Here is an 18,085-nt window from a genome sequence, read left to right as displayed (position 1 = left end):
TAGTTTTTAAAGTGTTTGTTAAACAGGTTGGGGAACCTTATCACTTTGAGATAATTTATAAAACGGATAAGGTGGATATAAATGATTACGCGTGCAGATAGAGACCCCATTGCGAATTGGTGGTGGACGATTGATCGCTCTATCTTTGCAGCTTGTTTAATTTTAATGGGAATTGGCATTATGCTGTCCTTTGCAGCCAGCCCCACTATTGCAAAAAAAATCGGAATTGCTGATAGTTTTTATTTTGTTCGGTGGCATATCATTTTTAGCATTTCAGCTTTTTTTATGATGGTTACCATTTCTTTTTTTTCGCTTCCTAATATTCGTCGTTTATGTGCTCTTTTGCTCATTGTAACGCTTGCTCTTATGGTTGTAACCTTATTTTGGGGTCCTGAATTAAAGGGAGCACGGCGGTGGATTTTGCTCTTTGGTTTTTCTGTACAAGCTTCAGAGTTTATGAAGCCAGCTTTTGTGGTGATGTCCGCTTGGCTTTTTTCAGAACAGATACGCAGGAGGGGAATTCCGGGTTACATGTTAGCAACTCTACTTTATGCCATTTGTTGTGTTCTTCTGGTGTTACAACCTGATATTGGACAAACAATTTTAATAAGTGCAACATGGGGGGGGCTGTTTTTTATTGCTGGCGTGTCTCTTACGGTTATTTTTTTCTTTCTCATTTTAGGCGTTGTAGGAATTGTTTTAGCTTATCTTTTTCTGCCTCATGTGCGTGATCGTATCAATGGTTTTTTGACAGGAGAAGGAGATACCTTTCAAGTGGATGTAGGACGTGAGGCTATTTTGAATGGTGGTTGGTTTGGACAAGGTCCCGGAGAGGGAACAGTAAAACGTATCATTCCTGATAGCCATACAGATTTTGTATTTTCTGTTGCTGCTGAAGAATATGGTATTATCCTTTGTTTGTTAATTATGATGCTTTTTGGCTTTATCGTTATGCGTTCGTTGTATATAGCTATGAATACACGTGATTCCTTTATACGTCTTGGTATTACGGGTATAGCCATGATGATAGGCTTTCAATCAGCTATTAATATGGCCGTTAATCTTCACTTAATCCCTCCCAAAGGCATGACATTGCCGTTTATTTCTTATGGTGGTTCATCAATGGTGGCAATTGCATTTTCAATGGGAATTTTACTCAGTTTAACACGCCGTTGGCCAGAAGCACGTCTTTCAGCTTTTTCTTCTTCTGTTTTGGATACCTCTTCATGAATGATAAAAAAGTTATTATTTTGGCGGCAGGTGGTACAGGTGGACATCTTTTTCCTGCTGAAGCACTTGCCGTTGAATTAAGACGGCGTGGATATGATGTCCATTTGATAACAGATGAAAGAGCGCGATCTTTTGTACGCAGCTTTGATGAAGAGCATACACATATCGTTTCATCAGCAACATTTACACGACGCCATCCTTTTGCTTTGATAAAAACGTTGTGGTCTTTGCTCAGGGGTATGGGACAATCGTTGGCGTTATTTTATAAATTACGTCCTGTTCTGGTTGGTGGTTTTGGCGGGTATCCGAGTTTTCCTCCTCTTTTTATTGCGGCCTTAATGCGGCGTGTAACATTTATTCATGAGCAAAATGCTGTTATGGGACGTGCCAATCGGGTGTTGGCGATTTTTGTGCGTGCCATCGCTGGCGGTTTGTTGTCGCCACATGGCGCTTATGCTCATAAAACGCTTTTGACGGGGAATCCTGTGCGTGAGGCTGTGTTGAAGGCGGCCAAAATTCCTTATCATTCTCCAGTGGGGGAAGAGCCATTTAATTTTTTAATTTTTGGGGGTAGCCAAGGGGCTTCTTTTTTTTCACATATTGTTCCAGAAGCGATTGCTTTACTCGATGATCAAAACCGTAGACGCTTACGAATTGTACAGCAAGTTCGTGGTGAAGCTGGAGAGTTAATCAAAACCTATCGTAATATGGGCGTACAAGCTGAGGTCGCTCCTTTCTTTGATGATATGGCTGAACGTATGGCACATGCTCATTTTATCTTGTCGCGTGCTGGGGCTTCATCGGTTTGTGAGATAGCGGTGATTGGTAGACCTGCTTTGCTTATTCCTTATCCCTATGCTTTGGATCATGATCAGGCAGCCAATGCTGCCCTTCTTGCACGTGTGGGTGGTGCGCAAATTATATCAGAAAAGGATTTGAACGCACAAAGGCTTGCTGCTCTTTTAAAGCAGGCTTGTTGTGCACCCCATTTATTGGAAAAACAAGCGCTTGCTGCAAAAAAAGTTGGGCAACCTCATGCAACTTGTTGCCTTGCTGATATGGCTGAAGCCTTAATTGCGGGGCGATTGTTGTCAGATATAAAAGAGGAGCTTTTTGATGAAAATGCCACTTGATATAGGCGTTATCCATTTTATTGGAATCGGGGGGATCGGCATGAGTGGAATTGCTGAGGTTTTTTATAATCTTGGCTATAAAGTTCAAGGGTCCGATCAAGTTGAGAGTGCAAATGTTGAACGTTTGCGGAGAAAAGGAATTAACATTCATATTGGTCATTGTGCTGAAAATTTAGGGAATGCAGAGGTTGTTGTTTTTTCTACTGCCGTTAAAAAAACAAATCCTGAGTATATTGCTGCAAAAGAAAGACATTTGCCGCTTGTTAGACGTGCTGAAATGCTTGCGGAGCTGATGCGATTTCGGCGTGCAATTGCGGTGGGTGGTACACATGGTAAAACAACGACCACCTCAATGGTTGCAGCGCTTCTTGATGCTGGTCGTTTTGATCCTGTGGTGATTAATGGTGGTATTATTAATGCTTATGGTACGAATTCTCGTACAGGTGAGGGCGATTGGATGATTGTTGAAGCCGATGAAAGCGATGGTACATTTTTAAAGCTGCCTGCTGATATTGCTGTTATTACCAATATTGATGCTGAGCATTTGGATCATTATGGAAGTTTTGATGCTGTCCGCGCAGCTTTTCGGCAATTCGTAGAAAATGTTCCTTTTTATGGCTTTGCTGTTTTGTGTCTTGATCATCCAGAGGTTCAATCATTGGCGGGTCGTATTGATGATCGTTGGGTGATTACTTATGGTGCAAATCCACAAGCGGATGTTCGTTTTCTTAATCTTTCGATGGATGGTCAAAAAACGCATTTTGATGTTCTTGTTCGTTCACGCAAGACAGGAAGAAAGATTGAGTTGAAAAATTTGCTTTTGCCCATGGCAGGACAGCATAATGTTGCCAATGCAACAGCAGCGATCGCTATTGCGCATGAACTTGGCATTTCAAATGAATTGATAAAGAAGGGCTTAGCGGAATTTGGTGGCGTAAAACGGCGTTTTACGCGAACAGGAAGTTGGCGTGGCATTGAAATATTTGATGATTATGGACATCACCCTGTTGAAATAAAGGCTGTTTTGCGTGCGGCACGTGAGAGTGCAAAAGGGCGTGTCATTGCAATTGCACAACCCCATCGTTATTCGCGTTTGTATCATTTATTTGATGATTTTGCTGCTTGTTTTAATGATGCAGATACAGTGTTGATTACCCCCGTTTATGCGGCTGGTGAAGAGCCTATCGTAGGGTTTGGTTCGCAAGAATTGGTAGAGCATATTAAAATGGCTGGTCATCGTGATGTGCGCTTGATACATGGCCTGGAAGATGTTGTGTCTCTTGTCTCAAAATTTGCTCAGGCAGAGGATTATGTTGTTTTTCTTGGTGCTGGCAATATCACACAATGGGCTTGTGCGTTGCCTCATCAGTTGTCGGGGCTTGATGGTCATGATGAATTTTCAGCACATTGATGGTGAGGCGCTATTGGCGCAATTGCAACCGCTGTTGGGTAATGTCAGAGGCAAGCTTACCCCTAATGTTGAGATGCGTAAGGTGACATGGTTTCGCACGGGCGGGTTGGCAGAGCTTTTTTATCAGCCTGTTGATGAAGAAGATTTGGCTCTCTTTCTTCAAAATTTGCCTGAATGTGTTCCTATAACAATTGTAGGTATCGGTTCTAATCTTCTGGTGCGTGATGGCGGCGTTCCTGGGATTGTGATTCGTCTTTCGCCAAAAAATTTTGGGCAAGTGCAGCAAGTTTCTTCAAAAGGCTTTTTAGTTGGTGCTGGTACGGCGGATAAACATTTAGCGGCTGCCGCTTTAAAGGCAGAAATTGCAGGGTTTCATTTTTATCATGGTGTTCCTGGTGGTCTTGGCGGGGCTCTCAAAATGAATGCGGGTGCGAATGGTGTTGAAACCGCAGCGCGTGTTGTTGAGGTCTATGCGCTGGATCGCAAAGGACAACGTCATATCTTGAGTTTGAAAGATATGCATTATTCCTATCGCCATTGTGATATTCCTAAAGATTTTATTTTTACGGCTGCTTTATTGGAAGGGGAACCCGGTAATAAAGAGGCTATTCGTGCTGCTATGGATGAAGTTGCCCTCCACAGAGAAACAGTGCAACCTATTCGCGAAAAGACAGGGGGGTCAACTTTCAAAAATCCTGCGAATACATCCGCATGGCGCGTGATTGATGAAGCTGGGTGTCGTGGTTTACGGATTGGTGGTGCTCAAATGAGTGAAATGCACTGTAATTTTATGATTAATACAGGGCAAGCAACAGGATATGATCTTGAAGCATTGGGAGAAACAGTGCGTGCGCGTGTTTTTGCACATTCAGCTCACCTTTTACAATGGGAAATAGAGCGTATTGGTCAATTTGAGCAAGGTCGAAGTGTCTCTCCTTTTGATCCATTTCATTGATTTATTGTTCACTAAAAAAGTATCAATAAAAAATTGAGTCATTTCAAAGAGATAATAAAAAAATACCATTAAGAATCAATAAATTAACAAAGAATCTCTTGCATCAGGCTTTTGAGTCTGATTCATTATGCAAAATGCTAGGTTATTGATTCGCAAGGATAAACCTTGTTTTTCCTGTATGTGGTGCTGATGTCCTTTATATAGACTACATATAGTATGCGAAAGAGGGTGATTTATTATGAAAGATAAACATATAGCTGTGTTAATGGGAGGTTTTTCTTCTGAACGGTCTATTAGTTTATCTTCAGGGGCGGCTTGTGCTGATGTTCTTGAGGAGCTGGGGTATCGCGTGAGCCGCGTGGACGTTGATGCTCATATTGCTTCTGTTCTTGAACAGTTGCAGCCCGATATTGCCTTCAATGCATTGCATGGTCCATTTGGTGAAGATGGTCGGATTCAGGGAATTCTTGAATATTTAAAAATTCCTTATACCCATTCTGGCGTGATGGCATCCGCTTTGGCTATGGATAAGGGACGTGCAAAAATTATTGTTGCAAGTGTTGGGGTTTGTGTTGCTCCTTCTCGTATTATGAACCGCTTTGCTGTTGGACAAACGCATCCCATGGAGCCTCCTTATGTCATTAAACCTGTGTGTGAAGGCTCAAGTTTTGGTGTTGTCATTGTTCAGGAAAATGAAGTTGCACCGCCGCATAATATTGGGGGAGCTGAGTGGGGATATGCCGATGAGGTGATGGTTGAAAAATATATTCCTGGTCGTGAATTGACTTGTGCTGTTTTGGGTAATGAAGTTCTTGATGTATGTGAAATTCTTCCCGATCAACACTTTCCATTCTACGATTATGACTCAAAATATAAAATGGGGGGGTCTATTCACATTTGTCCTGCACAACTTTCACTAAATATTTACCAAAGTGTGCAAAGAATGTCCTTAGCAGCCCATCAGGCGATAGGGTGTCGAGGTGTTAGCCGTTCTGATTTTCGTTTCGATGAGAAAACAGGAGAATTGGTTTGGCTTGAAATTAATACGCAACCCGGTATGACATCGACGTCTCTTCTTCCTGATATTGCAAAAGCGAGCGGCCGTACTTACGGTGATATTGTTCAATGGATGGTGGAGGACGCATCATGTATGCGTTGAATGTTAATAAAACAAATGTTCCGATGGAGGTGCTTTCAGTGCCGACTTTGCCACGTCTTTATCGTCGTTTTCTGCGGTTTATGTTTGAGTTTGTTTTTGTCAATATTCATATTCCACGTCATTTCGGATCTTTTGCTGTTGTCTGGTTTTTCTTTGTTACGGCTTTTTATGGACTTTCATCAAGTGGTCAGATGGCTGTGATTGTAAACTCGATCATATTGGATAGTGGTTTTGTGGTCGTCGATGTCGATATAAGCGGTAATAAGCGCTTAGCAAAGCAGGATATTTTTAAAATTTTACAACTTGATGTTGCACCCTCTATATTCACTTTTGATGTTGAAAGAGCCCGCTCTCTTTTGGAAAAACAGGCTTGGGTTCAATCGGCGAATGTTCAGAAGATTTATCCTAATAGAATGCGTATTTCCATCGTGGAGCGTGAACCTTATGCTATTTGGCAACATGATAGCGTAATGGATATTGTTGATCATACGGGGCGTGTCATTGTGCCCTTTAAAGGGGAGATTATTCGGGATTTGCCTCTTGTGGTTGGGCAGGGTGCGCAAAATGCAGCTAAAGGATTTATTGAAGCACTGTCAGTCTATCGGCAAGTGTATGATCGTGTTCGTGCTTTTGTGCGGGTGGGTGATCGGCGTTGGGATCTGGTTTTGGATAATGGAATGCGCGTTATGCTTCCTGAAAATGGTGCCCTTGAAAGGCTTTCTTCTCTTGTTTCGTCCGGTACAATGCAAGATCTTTTATCGCGCGATATCTTTAGTATTGATTTACGTCTTGCTGATCGAATTACTGTTTCTTTATCCGATGAAACGTTGGAGCGTTATAATGCTGATGTCGCAGAAGAAGAACGTATTTTAAAGGCGCGAAAGGCAGGAAACCCATGATGTTGCTCAGATCACATCATCGGGGGGGGCGTAAGACACGTTTTTTAACGGTTCTTGATGTCGGCTCAAGTAAGATTGTTTGTCTTATTGCTTGTTTGCGTCCTTTAAAGCATGCACACTATTTACATGGACGTACACATTCTATGGAAATTCTAGGCTTTGGAGTACAGCGTTCACGCGGTATTAAATCTGGTGTTATCATGGATATGTTTGCAGCAGAACAATCAATAAGATTGGCTGTTGATGCGGCAGAAAAAATGGCTGGTTTGGTGGTGGATTCAGTGATTGTGAATTTTTCCTCAAGTCGATTACAAAGTGCTTTGATTCATGGAAAGGTTCATTTGAATGGTCGTGAAGTCACCAAGCGTGATATGCGTATGGCCTTTTCAGATGTTTCGCGTAAAGCTTTTGATGCTGAACGTCATGTTATGCACTCAGTTCCAGTTTCTTATGTATTGGATGGAGATAAAGGAATTTCTGATCCTGTTGGAATGGCAGGCGAAATATTTGGTGTCGACGTGCATGTGGTAACAGCAGAAACAGCCTCTTTGCGTAATTTAGAAACTTGTATTAATCGTGCACATTTGAGTGTTGAAGCAATGGTTGCTACTCCCTTTGCAAGTGGCCTTGCTGTCTTGATGAATGATGAGGCGCATTTGGGGGCTGCATGTATTGATTTTGGTGGTGGAACAACAACATTTTCAGTGTTTTTTGAGGGGAAATTTGTCCATGCGGATGCTCTTGCTGTTGGGGGGCATCATGTCACTCTTGATGTTGCGCGTGGATTTTCTATGTCTCTAACAGAGGCCGAACGCTTAAAAGTTGTTTATGGTTCAGCACTTTTAACAAGTGCTGATGAGCGGCAAATGATTAATGTTGCGGAAATTGGGAATGAAAAACGTGAAACTCAATATCCTCGCGCGGTTCTTGGGCGCATCATTCGTGCGCGTGTTGAAGAAATTTTAGAAATGGTCCGTGATTGTTTAAATCGTTCTGGTTTTGGTCACATCATTGGTAAGCGTGTTATTTTGACTGGGGGAGCAAGCCAGTTAACAGGATTGCCGGAAATGGCACGTACTATATTAGGAAGAAATGTTCGTATCGGGCGGCCTTTAGGTATTTCGAGGCTTCCTTCTCTTGCAAAAGGGGCGGCGTTTACATCTGCTGTTGGGTTGTTAATTTATCCGCAATTGGTAGGGTTTGAAGAAAAAACAATGCAGGTGGCAGGAAATCATTTATCGATGGGCACGCGTGGGTATTTTCAGCGTGTTGGTCAGTGGTTGCGTGAGAGTTTTTAGTTAAGTCTAGTTGGATAAATTTCATCGCTTTGGCTTGCGGTGTCTTATGAGAAGGAAAAGAAAATGACGATTAATCTGCATCGGCCAGATATCGCGGAATTGAAGCCACGCATTACCGTTTTTGGTGTTGGAGGTGGTGGCGGGAATGCCGTGAATAATATGATTAATGCTGGTCTTCAGGGAGTTGACTTTGTTGTTGCAAATACGGATGCACAAGCTTTGGCTATGTCAAAGGCTGAACGTGTTATCCAGCTTGGTGCAGCTGTGACAGAAGGTTTGGGTGCTGGGGCTTTACCAGAAGTTGGACAAGCGGCGGCAGAGGAATGTATTGATGAAATTATCGATCATCTTGCAGACTCTCATATGGTTTTTATTACTGCTGGTATGGGCGGAGGAACTGGAACAGGGGCTGCTCCCGTTGTTGCTCGCGCAGCGCGTGAAAAGGGTATTTTGACCGTTGGTGTTGTGACAAAGCCATTTCAGTTTGAAGGGGCTCGTCGTATGAAAACGGCAGAGACTGGTATTGAAGAATTACAAAAGTCTGTCGATACATTGATTGTTATTCCCAATCAAAATCTTTTCCGTATTGCAAATGATAAGACAACATTTGCTGATGCTTTTGCTATGGCTGACCAAGTGCTTTATTCTGGTGTTGCTTCTATTACGGATTTGATGATTAAAGAGGGCTTGATTAACCTCGATTTTGCTGATGTTCGTTCTGTTATGCACGAAATGGGTCGAGCCATGATGGGTACGGGTGAAGCATCTGGTGAAGGGCGTGCTTTGGCGGCTGCTGAAGCTGCTATTGCCAACCCATTGTTGGATGATACCTCTATGCGTGGAGCACGTGGTTTATTGATTTCTATTACGGGGGGGCGTGATATGACTCTCTTTGAAGTTGATGAAGCTGCTAATCGTATTCGTGAAGAAGTGGATGCTGATGCGAATGTGATCTTTGGGGCTATTGATGATGAGTCATTGGAAGGTGTTATTCGTGTATCCGTGGTTGCCACCGGTATTGATCGTGAGGTTAATGATGTGGTTCAGTCTTCGCAGCCTCAGCTTCAAAGGCCGACTTCTTCAATACGCAAGAGTGATCCTGGAACGCCAAACAGTTCTTTTCATGTTCAGTCATCGCCCTTGCGTTCTGAATCAATGGTGGAAGTCATCGAATCACTTGAAATAGAAAAGAGAAAGCCAGCAGGAGAACAGTTTCGTCCCAAAAGTCAAATTTTTGCACAGCCTGTAGAAGCAATGACGACACGAAGTGCGACAAAAACTGTTGCTTATGGTTCAAATACTATACAGGATCAGATATCAAATGGTCCACGGATGCAAGTAAGCCGTGGTTCTCAACAAGCTACTATGACGGCTCCTGTGAGTATGGAGGCAACAGCGCATGTTCTTGATGAGATGACAGGAATCGTGAAGCAAAAAGAAAAGCCAGTGCAACCAAAACAAATGCAACAGATGCAAGCACGCGCTCCAATGCGTATGCCTGAGTTAAAGGATTTTCCTCCTGTTGCTCATGCACAAAGTCAAAGAACATCTGTGACTGATCAAAATCCTCGTAATCTTTGGCAGCGTTTGAAACAGAGTTTGACACATCGTGAGGAAGCAGAGCCAGAAGCAAGGTTAGAACCTGCTGTGAGATCGTCACAGCAGCAAGAGTCTCACGTTTACAATAAAAATTCTCAGGCGCTTTCTCAAGATGCTTCTGTTTATGTTCCACGCCGTTCTGGTGAGTTGCATCCTCAGGTTCCACAAGATCAGCGTACTTTTATTAGTGAAGAAGATCAGTTAGAAATACCGGCGTTTTTACGTCGTCAGGCGAATTAATTGATAAAAAATGAGGGAAAGTAAGGAATTTTACGATTTTTTTTACGGTGAGTCAGAGATTATGAAGTAAAATACACTATTATTTTGAATAAAATACTTTGTTTTTAAAAACCGCTTATATTAAGCGGTTTTTTTATTATTTACTATGAATATTTTTTTAATGGTTTTATAAATTTTGTTAAAAGATGTAAAAGAAATGCAATAAAATAATATGATGAACTTGGTGCCAAAATATCAGTCTACTCTTAAAAAAGCGGTGACATTTAAGGGGATTGGCGTTCACAGTGGCTGTTTGTCAGTGGTAAAGGTCTGTCCAGCCGATGTTGGGTGTGGTATTCTTTTTAAGCGTTGTGGATTAGACGGAACAGAGAAAATATTTCAAGCCCATGCATCACAAATGGGAGAAACTGAGTTATCAACCATGCTTGGAGATGGAGAGGTAAGGGTTGAAACAATTGAACATTTGATGGCAGCCATTGCTGCTTATAATTTGGATAATCTTGTCATTGAAGTGTCGCATAATGAGATCCCTATTTTAGATGGTTCTGCATGGCAATATTGCCAAGCTTTTGAAGATGCCGGCATTGTCCAGCAAAATGCATACCGTTCTTATTTCATTATAAAAAAACCGTTGCGGGTTGAAGGAGCTCATGGTTTTGCAGAGCTTTTGCCATTTGATGGGCGTCGTTTTGATGTAACGATCTCTTTTCCTTCTTCTGCTATTGGTAAACAACATTTTAGTTTTGATCTTACTACACGAGGATTTCGAGATGATTTGTCCCGTGCACGTACTTTTGGTTTTCTCAAAGACGTGGAAAAGTTACGGGCTTTGGGAAAGGCGAGAGGCGCTTCTTTGGAAAATTCTCTTGTTATTAGCCTTAATGACAAAATTTTAAATTCCGATGGTCCTTATTGGGAAAATGAATGTGTTCGGCACAAGATGCTTGATGCGATTGGTGATACTGCTTTGCTCGGGAGCCCTTTTATCGGATTATTCCGTTCTTATTGTAGTGGACATAGAATTAATGCACAATTGGTGAAAGCTGTGTTGGCAGACGAATCATATTATGAAAAAAGCTCTTTAGAGAAAGAATAAAAGAAAATTGACAAGACTTTTTGGTCGTTTATTTGATTTTTAAGGGGATGATTGACCTAAACTGCTAAATTGGTTATGTGCATTTAAAAGTGATATGGTATAAAAACTTTTAACAAATTGTTTTTTCTACAAGGTGATATTCTCTGGAGGCCGGAAAAACTATGAAAAAATCTCATGTGTGCATTAGAAATATGGCATATAAAAAATCTAATATTGTGCGCAAGATATTGGGGGTGGTGCTTTTGGGAAGCACTTGTATGTTAGCGGGATGTCTCTTTAAAGAGAAAAATACCCTTGATCCATCTGCTTATGTTTTGAAAATAGATCCCCCCGATGTTCTCTATAACCAGGGGCTTGCTAGCCTTGAGAGTGGGCGGCTTGGGGATGCAGCGAAGAAGTTTTTGAAGATTGAAAAACAGTACGCTTATACAGATTGGGGCCGTAAATCTTTAGTCATGGGTGCTTTTACAAATTATCGACTCGGAAAGTATGATGATTCAATTAGTATGGCTCAACGCTATATTACTCTTTATCCAGGGTCTACTGACTCGGCTTATGCGTACTATATTATTGGTCTTTCTTCTTTCCGTCGGATTCCTGACGTTACGCGTGATCAACGTGATACAAAACGTGCTATTGCTGCGATGCAGCTCCTTATAGAGCGTTATCCGAATTCTGAATATGTCAAAGATGCTAAGGATAAAATACGTTTCGGGCGCGAACAGCTGGCTGGTAAAGAAATGCAGATTGGCCGTTATTATGAAGAGGGGCGGCGTTATCTTGCTGCAAGTAGACGGTTTCGTACCGTTGTTGAAGAGTATTCTGATACAAATCAAATTGAAGAAGCGCTTTTCCGTTTAACGGAAGTTAATCTTGCTCTTGGTTTAACGGCGGAAGCACAGACGGCAGCAGCTATTTTAGGACGTAATTATCCCAAAAGTGAATGGTATAAATTTTCTTATAATCTCTTACAGAAGAATAAAATATCGCCACATGAGCATAAATCTTCTTGGATCTCAAATGCTTTAGGTAGTGATAAGAAGAGAGCACGTTGATTCTCTATGCTGGTACAGCTTTCGATTCATAATATTGTTTTGATCGAAACGCTCGATATTCATTTTACGGCGGGATTGACGGTTTTAACTGGTGAAACAGGGGCGGGAAAGTCTATTCTCCTTGATGCTTTGTCCCTTGCTCTTGGAGGACGGGGGGATGCTTCGCTTGTGCGTCATGGTACTGAACGCGGGCAAGTTACAGCTGTTTTTGATGTCCCTATTTCACATCCTGCGCGTCAGCTTATTCGTGAGAATGGTCTTGATGAGGAAGGCGATATCATTTTACGGCGTGTGCAATCGAGTGATGGGCGGAGTCGTGTTTTTATCAATGATCAGGTGGCGAGTGTTGCATTGATGCGGAGTGTTGGCCGTCAGTTGGTTGAAATCCATGGACAGCATGATGATCGTGCGCTTGTTGATGTTGCTACACATCGCCAACTATTAGATGCTTTTGGCGGGCTTGAAGATGAAGTAGAAAATTTGCGCCAGTGTTATCGGGTATGGCATGAATGTGAAGAGCGTTTGCAAAAACAGCGTTTTAAAGTGGAAAATGCAACGCGTGAGATGGACTATCTTCGTGCGTGTGTGCAAGAACTTGAAAAGCTTGATTTTCAAGTTGGTGAAGAGGAGGCTCTTTCTCTTCGCCGAGCTGATATGCTTAAATTAGAAAAAATAGCGACGGATATTAAAGAAGCGGATGATCTTTTAAGTGGTCAAAAATCGCCAATTCCGGTGCTTTCTAATTTGGTGAGGCGTTTGGAGCGGAAAACTCCTGAGGCAGAAGAACTCATTGCACCAGTCGTGAAGTCTATTGATGAGGCATTGTGTGCACTTGCGACAGCACAGGAAGGGATTGAGGCGGCAATGCGGGCATTGGATTTTGAACCTGATGAATTGGAACGGATAGAAGAACGTCTTTTTACTCTTCGGGGGTTTGCTCGTAAATATCAAGTCTCTGCGGATGAATTGGTTCAGTTGCGCGATAAAATGGATGCTGAACTTACTGATTTTGAGGAGGCTCAGAACACGTTAACACGTTTTGAAGATGAGGCAAGGGAGGCACAGAAAAATTATGATACATTGGCAGAAGTCTTAACGATAAAGCGTCGAGAAACAGCAAAGCATTTATCTGAAAGTGTTATGGCTGAGTTGCCGGCATTAAAATTAGAAAAGGCAGAATTTATTGTTGAAATGCAGACTGATGTTGAAAGGCGAAGTGCAGAGGGGTGTGATCGTATTGAATATTGGGTGCGGACCAATCCTGGAACACGGGCTGGACCTATGCTGAGTGTTGCTTCTGGTGGTGAATTGTCTCGTTTTTTATTGGCATTAAAGGTTGTGTTATCTGATCGAGGATCTGCTCCCACACTGATTTTTGATGAAATTGATACAGGCGTTGGGGGCGCTGTTGCGGCGGCTATTGGACAACGGTTGCAACGTTTGTCAGAACATGTTCAGGTTTTTGCAATTACGCATGCACCGCAGGTTGCATCGAAAGCGCATAGTCATTTTCTTATTTCAAAGATTGAAAGTGATGATAAAGGACGCTTTGTTACGGCTATTCATAAAATGGAAGAGCATGAACGTGCAGAAGAAATTGCTCGTATGTTGGCAGGAGAACAGATTACTGAGGAGGCACGGGCTGCTGCTCAAAAGCTTCTTGCCTCGTCATCATTGGAAAAAGACAAAAAGACTGACGAGCATGTGTTCATTTAAACTCACTTCATGATGAAAGAGTTGATATTTTTATGGCTATAGCCCATCATTTGGAATAGATTTTATGAACAAGGACGGAATTAAAAACCTCACTGCTCTTGAAGCAGAAAGTGAATTAGAGTGGCTAGCAAAAGAGATTGCACGTCATGATGTGCTTTATAATCGTGATGACCAGCCTGAAATTTCTGACGCAGAATATGATGCTCTTCGCCGGCGTAACGCAGAAATTGAAGCTCTCTTTCCAGAGCTTATTCGTGCCGATTCTCCTTCACATAAAATTGGAGCATCGGTTTCAGAAAAGTTTGAAAAATCTGTTCATGCACAGCCTATGCTTTCCCTTGATAATGCTTTTAGTGCTGCAGATGTTACTGAATTTGTTGAGCGTGTGCGTCGTTTTTTACTGCTTCCAGAAACACAAATATTGGAAATAACAGCGGAGCCAAAAATTGACGGTTTATCGTTGTCTTTGCGTTACGAAAAGGGGCGGCTTGTATGTGCGGCAACGCGGGGTGATGGGACTGTTGGTGAAAATGTGACGGCGAATGCTCGAACAATTGCTGATATTCCACAAGTTTTGCAAGGTGATGTTCCTGATATCATTGAGGTTCGCGGTGAAGTTTATATGGGGCGGGAAGATTTCCAAGCACTTAATATCAACCAACAAGAGAACGGAAAGTTAACCTTTGCTAATCCTCGAAATGCCGCTGCCGGTTCACTCCGTCAACTTGATTCACGGATAACTGCCAGCAGAAAGCTTCAATTTTTTGCTTATGCTTGTGGTGAAGTGAGTGAAATATTTGCACAAAGTCAAATGGAGATGATGAAAAAGCTAAAAGAATATGGCTTTATTATCAATCCATTAATAAAAGTTTTTAAGACAATAGAAGAAATTATTTCCTATTATCGTGATATCGAAGAACGCCGTCATTCTTTAAACTATGATATTGATGGTATTGTTTATAAGGTTAATGATTTGATGCTCCAAAAGCGCTTGGGGTTTGTTTCTCGTTCACCGCGTTGGGCAATAGCGCATAAATTTCCAGCAGAAAAAGCGATAGCGCTTTTGGAAGCTATTGACATTCAAGTCGGTCGTACGGGAGCTTTGACGCCTGTTGCACGTCTTACGCCTATTACTGTTGGTGGGGTGGTGGTGACCAATGCTAGTTTGCATAATGAGGATTATATTAAGGGAATTGGTCATAAAGGAGAACTCATTCGTGAAGGGCGCGATATTCGTATAGGGGATAGTGTGATTGTACAACGTGCTGGTGATGTCATTCCTCAAGTTATTGATGTTATCATTGAAAAGCGCTCCAAAAATGCTGCTGTTTTTATTTTTCCTCATCTCTGTCCTGCTTGTGGCAGCCATGCTGTTCGTGAAGTGGGAGAAGCAGTGCGTCGTTGTACGGGGGGGCTTATTTGTCCTGCACAGGCGATTGAGCGTATTCGTCATTTTGTTGCACGCAATGCTTTTGATATTGAGGGCTTAGGTAAAAAACAGGTAGAGTTTTTTTTTCATGCTCAAGATGAGGCGCTTTGTATTCATACACCAGCCGATATTTTTACTTTAGAACGGCGCCAAGAAAAGTCTCTGATACGTTTGGAAAGTATGGAAGGTTTTGGGACTGTTTCAGTTCGGAAATTGTATGATGCCATTAATGCTCGCCGCGAAATTCCTTTAAGCCGTTTTTTGTTTGCATTGGGAATTCGTCATGTTGGAGAGGTGAATGCACGTCGCCTTGCACGGGCTTATCAAACTTATACAGCTTTTGAAACTGCGGCGATGGAAGCACTTATGCCATGTGAGCAGGAAAATAATGAAGGCAATGAAGCTTGGCTGGAGCTTACCAATATCGAAGGAATTGGACCACAGGTGGGGAGCGCAATTGTTGATTTTTATAAGGAAGCACATAACCGTGAGGTTTTGTCTGTTTTGCTTGAAGAAGTAACCCCTCTTGATGAGGCGCCTATCATGATAGATTCTTCACCAATAGCGGAGAAGATTATTGTTTTTACAGGAACTTTAGCGCATATGTCACGCGATGAAGCAAAAGCATTGGCAGAACGATTAGGGGCAAAGACTTCAGGTTCACTTTCTAAAAAAACAGATATTCTTGTTGCAGGGCCTGGAGCGGGATCAAAATTGACTAAAGCACAAGAATTAGGTGTTGAGGTTATCGATGAAGAAACTTGGCTACAGCTGATTGAGGAACATAATGTTTAGGGAGATGACCCTCAAGCATGAAGAATACGCATGTCTTTATTTTTCTCATTAGATGCAATTTATTGGTATTGAAAGTTCATTTATAATTATTTTTTTATGCTGTAAAATCTTGTCTTATCAAGATAATAAGCTAATGAGGAGATGTTTTGAAGAGTTCCTCGTGTTCAGTGCACATTTTTGCTTGGAAAAAAGCAGGGATGTGCGTGTTAGAAAGCGTTAAAAAATATTTTTGTGCTTTTTACTTAAAGGGGCATTGTTGCTTCTTTCGCCCATTCCTTTTCTTCTTCATTAAGGTAGGGTGCATTCATCTGATAAACACGCGCATGGTAATCATTAAGCCATTGCTGCTCTTCTTGTGTCAAAAGCTCTGGGAGGATGAGCTTTCGATCAATGGGGCAATGGGTGAGTGTTTCAAATGAGAGCATTTCTATCTCTCCACCAGTAATTTTTTGTTCTGGTTTCACAATGAGTAAATTTTCAATACGAATACCAAAAGCACCTTCGCGATAATATCCAGGTTCATTAGAAACAATCATTCCAGGGATCAATTCTTGGCTCCCTCTACATGAAATATTTTGTGGTCCTTCATGAACAGAGAGATAAGAACCAACACCATGCCCCGTGCCATGGGCGTAATCAAAACCGGCTTTCCATAAGGCAATGCGTGCTAGAACATCAATATCTTGTCCGCGTGTTCCTTTTGGAAAGCAAGCGGTTGAAAGAGCAATCATGCCTTTAAGGACCAGAGTAAAACAGCGTTTTTCTTCTTCTCCAATATTCCCAATTGCTACTGTGCGTGTGACATCTGTGGTGCCATCACGGTATTGTCCACCTGAATCCACAAGATAAAGTTCTCCAGACTTGAGTTGTTTATTGGTTTCATTCGTTACACGGTAATGGATGATTGCGCCATTTGCGCCTGCTGCTGATATTGTATCAAAAGAGAGATCTTCAAGTTTTTTTCCCATATCTTTTGCTGTATTTATGCGAAATTCTTCTAATTTCTGAGCAGCAGAAATTTCACTTATTGTGCCTGATGTTTGTTTGTCTAACCAAGCAAAAAAACGGGTAAGAGCGACACCATCGCACAGATGTGCTCTCCGCGCCCCTTCTAGTTCTGTGTTATTTTTAATGGCACGGGGTAGAGCAGCAGGGTCGGTCAGTGTTATGAAAGATTTTTCATCTTCTTCAAGTACAATGCGTAACTTTTCGCATGTTAACTGTGGATCTAAGGCAAAAATCATGCCTTTTTGATTATAATCTTTGATCTTTACAATAAACTGTTCTGGTTCATATAATTTTGCATAACGTTCCAGATATTGTTTTTCTTCTATGCCAAGCTTTTTGCTGTCAATGAATAAGGCTGGTGTTTCTTCTACGGGTATTAGGGCAAAACAAAGAGAAAAAGGTGTATTGGAAACGTCATTGCCACGTATATTGAATATCCATGCAATAGAGGAGGGATCTGTAAAAATAAAAGCATCTGCACGGGCTTGTTGTACGTCTTTGCAAATTAAAGATAGCTTTTCATCACTCTCCCATCCTGCATATTGAAGAGGATGAAGTGATAAGGCAGATTGTGGTGATGGTGGTTGATCATGCCAAATAAGGTCAATGGGATTTTGTTGGACTGCTATAAGCTTTCCACCTGCTTTTATCTCTAAGGATTTTCTCAATGCATCTGTCGCGGCGACCGTGTGGAGCCATGGATCAAAACCAATAGAAAGTTGTTTTCCATTTCTTTTAAGCCATTGTGAGGGAGGACACTTTACGAGATCTTCATATTCAAAAATATGAGGATCAGTTTGTTGACGAACTTGGAGTTTATAGCGTCCATCTGTAAAAATAATGGCTTTATTCTTTAAAATGAGAGCGATCCCTGCTGAGCCAGTAAAACCAGTAAGCCAACTTAGGCGTTGAGCATGGGGGGGGACATATTCTCCTTGATGTTCATCACTTCGTGGAACAAGAAAACCATCAAGTCCAAGCCGATCGAGTTCTTTACGAAGAGAGGTAATACGTCCCAGGGCATGGGTGGGGTTTGTTGTTGCTTCAAAAGATTGATACATA

Annotated in this window: 13 protein-coding genes; 12 read left to right on the top strand and 1 reads right to left on the bottom strand. The window is 41.9% G+C overall.

The features are described from left to right. Nucleotides 1-81 precede the first annotated feature (81 nt). From PVV66_RS02430 to ligA, 12 genes are all read left to right on the top strand, one after another. The gene (locus tag PVV66_RS02430; protein WP_273717838.1) at nucleotides 82-1,230 is read left to right on the top strand and encodes an FtsW/RodA/SpoVE family cell cycle protein; all 1,149 of its coding nucleotides are present in this window, start codon (nucleotides 82-84) and stop codon (nucleotides 1,228-1,230) included. After that, a complete protein-coding gene (murG, locus tag PVV66_RS02425; RefSeq protein ID WP_273717837.1) occupies nucleotides 1,227-2,363 on the top strand; it encodes an undecaprenyldiphospho-muramoylpentapeptide beta-N-acetylglucosaminyltransferase in 1,137 nt (378 codons plus the stop codon). Before PVV66_RS02430 ends, murG begins: the two co-directional genes overlap by 4 nt. Continuing rightward, nucleotides 2,347-3,774, top strand: a complete 1,428-nt coding sequence (gene murC / locus PVV66_RS02420; RefSeq protein ID WP_273717836.1) for a UDP-N-acetylmuramate--L-alanine ligase — start codon at nucleotides 2,347-2,349, stop codon at nucleotides 3,772-3,774. Before murG ends, murC begins: the two co-directional genes overlap by 17 nt. Continuing rightward, nucleotides 3,752-4,729, top strand: coding sequence for a UDP-N-acetylmuramate dehydrogenase (murB, locus tag PVV66_RS02415; RefSeq protein ID WP_273717834.1), 978 nt, complete (start codon nucleotides 3,752-3,754; stop codon nucleotides 4,727-4,729). The genes murC and murB overlap by 23 nt, the downstream gene beginning before the upstream one ends. Before the next feature lie 238 nt (nucleotides 4,730-4,967). Further along, the gene (locus PVV66_RS02410; RefSeq protein ID WP_273717832.1) at nucleotides 4,968-5,888 is read left to right on the top strand and encodes a D-alanine--D-alanine ligase; all 921 of its coding nucleotides are present in this window, start codon (nucleotides 4,968-4,970) and stop codon (nucleotides 5,886-5,888) included. Continuing rightward, nucleotides 5,876-6,787, top strand: a complete 912-nt coding sequence (locus PVV66_RS02405; RefSeq protein WP_273717831.1) for a cell division protein FtsQ/DivIB — start codon at nucleotides 5,876-5,878, stop codon at nucleotides 6,785-6,787. Before PVV66_RS02410 ends, PVV66_RS02405 begins: the two co-directional genes overlap by 13 nt. Continuing rightward, on the top strand, nucleotides 6,784-8,085 hold the full coding sequence (gene ftsA / locus PVV66_RS02400) for a cell division protein FtsA (protein ID WP_273717830.1): 1,302 nt from the start codon (nucleotides 6,784-6,786) through the stop codon (nucleotides 8,083-8,085). The genes PVV66_RS02405 and ftsA overlap by 4 nt, the downstream gene beginning before the upstream one ends. 63 nt (nucleotides 8,086-8,148) lie before the next feature. Beyond that, a complete protein-coding gene (ftsZ, locus tag PVV66_RS02395; protein ID WP_273717828.1) occupies nucleotides 8,149-9,924 on the top strand; it encodes a cell division protein FtsZ in 1,776 nt (591 codons plus the stop codon). A 211-nt stretch (nucleotides 9,925-10,135) separates the two neighbouring features. After that, nucleotides 10,136-11,020 (top strand): UDP-3-O-acyl-N-acetylglucosamine deacetylase, encoded by an 885-nt coding sequence (lpxC, locus tag PVV66_RS02390; protein WP_273717827.1) that lies wholly within the window; start codon nucleotides 10,136-10,138, stop codon nucleotides 11,018-11,020. A 161-nt stretch (nucleotides 11,021-11,181) separates the two neighbouring features. After that, nucleotides 11,182-12,075, top strand: a complete 894-nt coding sequence (locus PVV66_RS02385) for an outer membrane protein assembly factor BamD (protein WP_273717826.1) — start codon at nucleotides 11,182-11,184, stop codon at nucleotides 12,073-12,075. Between the two features lie 6 nt (nucleotides 12,076-12,081). Continuing rightward, nucleotides 12,082-13,791: a DNA repair protein RecN gene (recN, locus tag PVV66_RS02380; protein WP_273717825.1), complete on the top strand. Its 1,710-nt coding sequence runs from the start codon at nucleotides 12,082-12,084 to the stop codon at nucleotides 13,789-13,791. Between the two features lie 64 nt (nucleotides 13,792-13,855). After that, complete coding sequence (gene ligA / locus PVV66_RS02375; RefSeq protein WP_273717824.1) at nucleotides 13,856-16,015, top strand: NAD-dependent DNA ligase LigA; 2,160 nt, start codon at nucleotides 13,856-13,858, stop codon at nucleotides 16,013-16,015. Between the two features lie 242 nt (nucleotides 16,016-16,257). Here ligA and PVV66_RS02370 read toward each other — a convergent pair whose 3' ends face one another. Beyond that, nucleotides 16,258-18,084: an aminopeptidase P family protein gene (locus PVV66_RS02370; protein ID WP_273717822.1), complete on the bottom strand. Its 1,827-nt coding sequence runs from the start codon at nucleotides 18,082-18,084 to the stop codon at nucleotides 16,258-16,260. Between the last annotated feature and the right edge of the window lies 1 nt (nucleotide 18,085).

Source organism: Bartonella sp. AU16XJBT (assembly GCF_028618665.1).
Taxonomy (GTDB): domain Bacteria; phylum Pseudomonadota; class Alphaproteobacteria; order Rhizobiales; family Rhizobiaceae; genus Bartonella.
Note: the sequence above shows the minus strand (reverse complement) of the source record. Positions and strands in the feature narration are given on the sequence as shown.